This is a genomic window from Streptococcus pseudopneumoniae ATCC BAA-960 = CCUG 49455 (assembly GCF_002087075.1).
GTDB lineage: Bacteria > Bacillota > Bacilli > Lactobacillales > Streptococcaceae > Streptococcus > Streptococcus pseudopneumoniae.
Map to the genome: position 1 here is coordinate 25,158 of NZ_MWSM01000029.1, position 3,245 is coordinate 28,402.

The following is a 3,245-nucleotide window of genomic DNA, read 5'->3' on the forward strand; positions in this document are numbered from 1 at the left end:
GTTTTGAGCTGACTTCGTCAATTTTATCCACAACTTCAAAACAGTGTTTTGAGCAACCTGCGGCTAGTTTTCTAGTTTGCCCTTTGATTTTCATTGAGTATCAAAAAGCAAGCCATTTTCGGCTTGCTTTTTTCATCTTTAAAAGTGATTGGTCTGATTAACGAGGTGGTAGTCCAAGGGCAATACGGCCATAGCGACTGATTCGTGTGATTTTCCAAGCAGGCGACCAGGTAACTTCAACCTTGACATCTTCGATCCCCTCGATTTGTTTCAGACCTGCAACGATTTCAATAGGCAGGCTTTCGGCACAATCACAGGCGGTGTCAGTGAAGGTCATGACAATCTTGCAGAGACCTGTTTCGTCCAGATTGATTTCATAGATCAGCCCTAGATTGTAAACATCCAATTCCACATCTGTATCAAAAACCTTCTCTAGTTTTTCGATAATTTGATCTTGCAAGGCCAAAGCACGGTCATTGATTTTGATATCCTCTCTCATTACAGTCCCTCCACATGATAAATATCCCCTATTTTCTCATAACTCTGACAATTTGGCAAGCTTTTGATGAATTTTCTGAAAAATATGATAAAATGAAGAAAATACGGAATCAAGGGGAAGTCTATGGAGCAGATTGGAAAAGTCTTTAGACAATTACGAGAGTCAAGAAATATCTCACTGAGACAAGCAACCGGGGGACAATTTTCGCCGTCTATGTTGTCCCGCTTTGAAACAGGTCAGAGTGAGCTTTCGGTGGAAAAGTTTCTATTTGCCTTGGGAAATATATCTGCCAGTGTAGAGGAAATTCTCTTTCTGGCGAGAGGTTTTCAGTATGATACAGATTCTGAGTTGAGAAAAGAAATCATAGATGTCTTGGATCCAAAGAATATAGCTCCTCTTGAGGACTTGTATCGCAAGGAGTATCAAAAGCATGTCCATTCTCAAAACAAACAGAAACATATTTTAAATGCCATTATGATTAAGTCTTATATGAAGAGCATGGATGATACGGTAGAGTTAACGGCAGAGGAAGGGAAAGTCCTTCATGATTATTTGTTTTCTACCGAGATTTGGGGAATCTATGAACTCAATTTATTTTCAGTCAGTTCACAATTTCTATCTGCTTCTCTTTTCACTAGGTATGTTAGAGAGATGGTACGTAATACTTAATGAAAATCAAAAAGCAAACAAGGAAGATAGCCGAAGGCAGTACTGGCGTACGGCAAGGCGACGCTGACAAAGTTTAAAGAGATTTTCGAAGAGTATTAGCCCCAAACTTCATCCGCAATTTCCTGGATGAGGGCAATGGCTGATATCAATGTTAAGGAGCTTAGTTATCATGTTACTGAAAATGATGTAGCGATAACTTTTTAAACAATCGTGTATAAAAAGATTTCAATTTTTAAAACCTTAACTATTAAGCTATTCAAATCTATAATTGAATAAAAAAGCGAACAAAACAAAATTCTGATTACCAGAAAAATAGTTTTGTTCGTTTTTTTATATTTGGGGTCGGAATTTTGTTCCAGCCTCTTTTTATTATTGTTGAAAATAGCCTTGTCCTTTCAAACTTCTAAAAATAGGTTGGCTAAGTAGGGTGATGGTTACTAGTTTTCCAAGGTCAGGGAGTATAAATGGTAGGACACCGACTGTAGTAGCTTGTGCTAGAGGAATACCCGATAAGAGATGTAGTCCCAGGATGCCACCGACAAAAACAAGACTATCTCCTAGTAGATTGGCCAGAAAAATTTTAGGGGGACTGGTTTTGGGATGGGTCAGATAGGCGGTCACTCCGGCATAAAGCAAATCAAACCAGAGGTAGCCTGCACTTGGTCCGACCAGGACATGAAAACCAGCACTTCCCCCAGCAAAGACAGGAAGACCGATTCCACCCAAAAGGAGGTAGAGGCCTACAGATAGAAGAGCTTCACGAGGACGAAAGATAGTAGCAATTAGCCCAATCGCTAAATTTTGCAATGTGAAGGGAACAGGACCAAGGGGAAGGGTAATCTGAGCCAGCACAGCAATCAAGGCAGCCCCGATAGCTGGAAGAACTAAGGTGTATGATTTTTTCAAGATTGTCAACCTCTTTTTGTTTTTATGGTAATTATTATAATGGATTTTGACAGATTGTCAACTTTATTTTTAAACATAGGTAACAAATAGTGTGGCAGTCGAAAGGTATAGTTTAAAACTATATATACCTCAAGAAAAGAGTAATGCGATATAATCGATAAATGCTTGTTTAGGGAATTCTTTGCTGGTATAATAGAAGCATCTATTACAACTGATATAGTTTGAAACTATGTTTCTATCAAGGAGGTTCTGTCATGTCTGATTTATTATCGCTTTATGAAACGTTAAAATCAAAGAAATGGGTCAATCTAAGCCATCGTATTGATGAAAATAGCCCGCATTTCCCAGCTCTTCCAGCCTTGGAAAAGAAGGATTTATTCACTTTGAAGGATGGATTCCATGTGCAACAGTTTTCTGTGGTTGGTCAGTACGGTACCCACATTGATGCTCCGATTCACTTTGTTGAAGGTGGTCGTTGGTTGGAGGAGATTGACCTCAAGGACTTGCTTTTGCCTCTTTTTGTTATCGATAAGTCGGCAGCAGTAGCTGAAAATCCAAACTATATTTTGACGAAGCAAGATATCTTGGACTTTGAAGCGGAACATGGACAAATCCTGCCAGAGTCTTTTGTAGCTTTTCGGACAGACTGGTCCAAACGTTGGCCTGATCAAGATGCTATGCGTAATCTTGATGAAAATGGGGTGCAACAGAGTCCTGGATGGAGCCGAGAAGCCTTAGAATTTTTGATTCATGAACGTCAGGTCAAGGACGTCGGTCATGAGACTTTTGACACTGATGCAGGCATTCCTGCTGCTGAGCATGGGCTTCTCAATGAATACTATCTCTTGGAGCAGGATATTTATCAGGTAGAAGTATTAGCCAACCTAAATCAAGTGCCTGCTACAAGTGCCCTGATTAGTATCAGTTTCCCTAACTGGAATCAAGCGACTGGTTCGCCTGTTCGTGCTTTAGCAATTTTACCTTAGAAATAGAATTGGAGAAAAAGATGACACATACACACGCACCTTTCCGAGTAGATCATGTTGGTTCCTTCCTTCGTCCAAAAGCGCTTGTTCAAGCGCGTGAAGCCTTCGCAGCTGGTGATATCAGCCCAATTGAGTATGAATATGATTTGAGTGAATAGTAAGTTAAACCCCAATTATTCACCCCT

4 protein-coding genes and 1 pseudogene are annotated in these 3,245 nt (G+C 40.0%); 3 read left to right on the forward strand and 2 right to left on the reverse strand.

Annotated features, from left to right (window positions below; translation table 11 throughout):
* Positions 1 to 157: 157 nt before the first annotated feature.
* Positions 158 to 499 (reverse strand): metal-sulfur cluster assembly factor, encoded by a 342-nt coding sequence (locus tag B4W83_RS07445; RefSeq protein ID WP_001206380.1) that lies wholly within the window; start codon positions 497 to 499, stop codon positions 158 to 160.
* A gap of 123 nt (positions 500 to 622) precedes the next feature.
* Between B4W83_RS07445 and B4W83_RS07455 the strand changes: the two are divergent.
* A pseudogene (locus B4W83_RS07455) lies at positions 623 to 1,165 on the forward strand (helix-turn-helix domain-containing protein); the annotation flags it as partial.
* Positions 1,166 to 1,537: 372 nt separating this feature from the next.
* On the opposite strand, the gene B4W83_RS07460 reads toward B4W83_RS07455, so the two are convergent.
* The gene (locus B4W83_RS07460) at positions 1,538 to 2,074 is read right to left on the reverse strand and encodes a biotin transporter BioY (protein ID WP_000750390.1); all 537 of its coding nucleotides are present in this window, start codon (positions 2,072 to 2,074) and stop codon (positions 1,538 to 1,540) included.
* Positions 2,075 to 2,328: 254 nt separating this feature from the next.
* Here B4W83_RS07460 and B4W83_RS07465 point away from each other — a divergent pair, with 254 nt between their 5' ends.
* On the forward strand, positions 2,329 to 3,060 hold the full coding sequence (locus tag B4W83_RS07465) for a cyclase family protein (RefSeq protein WP_001281648.1): 732 nt from the start codon (positions 2,329 to 2,331) through the stop codon (positions 3,058 to 3,060).
* Positions 3,061 to 3,080: 20 nt separating this feature from the next.
* Positions 3,081 to 3,218, forward strand: a complete 138-nt coding sequence (locus B4W83_RS12980; protein ID WP_000149864.1) for a hypothetical protein — start codon at positions 3,081 to 3,083, stop codon at positions 3,216 to 3,218.
* Positions 3,219 to 3,245: the final 27 nt, after the last annotated feature.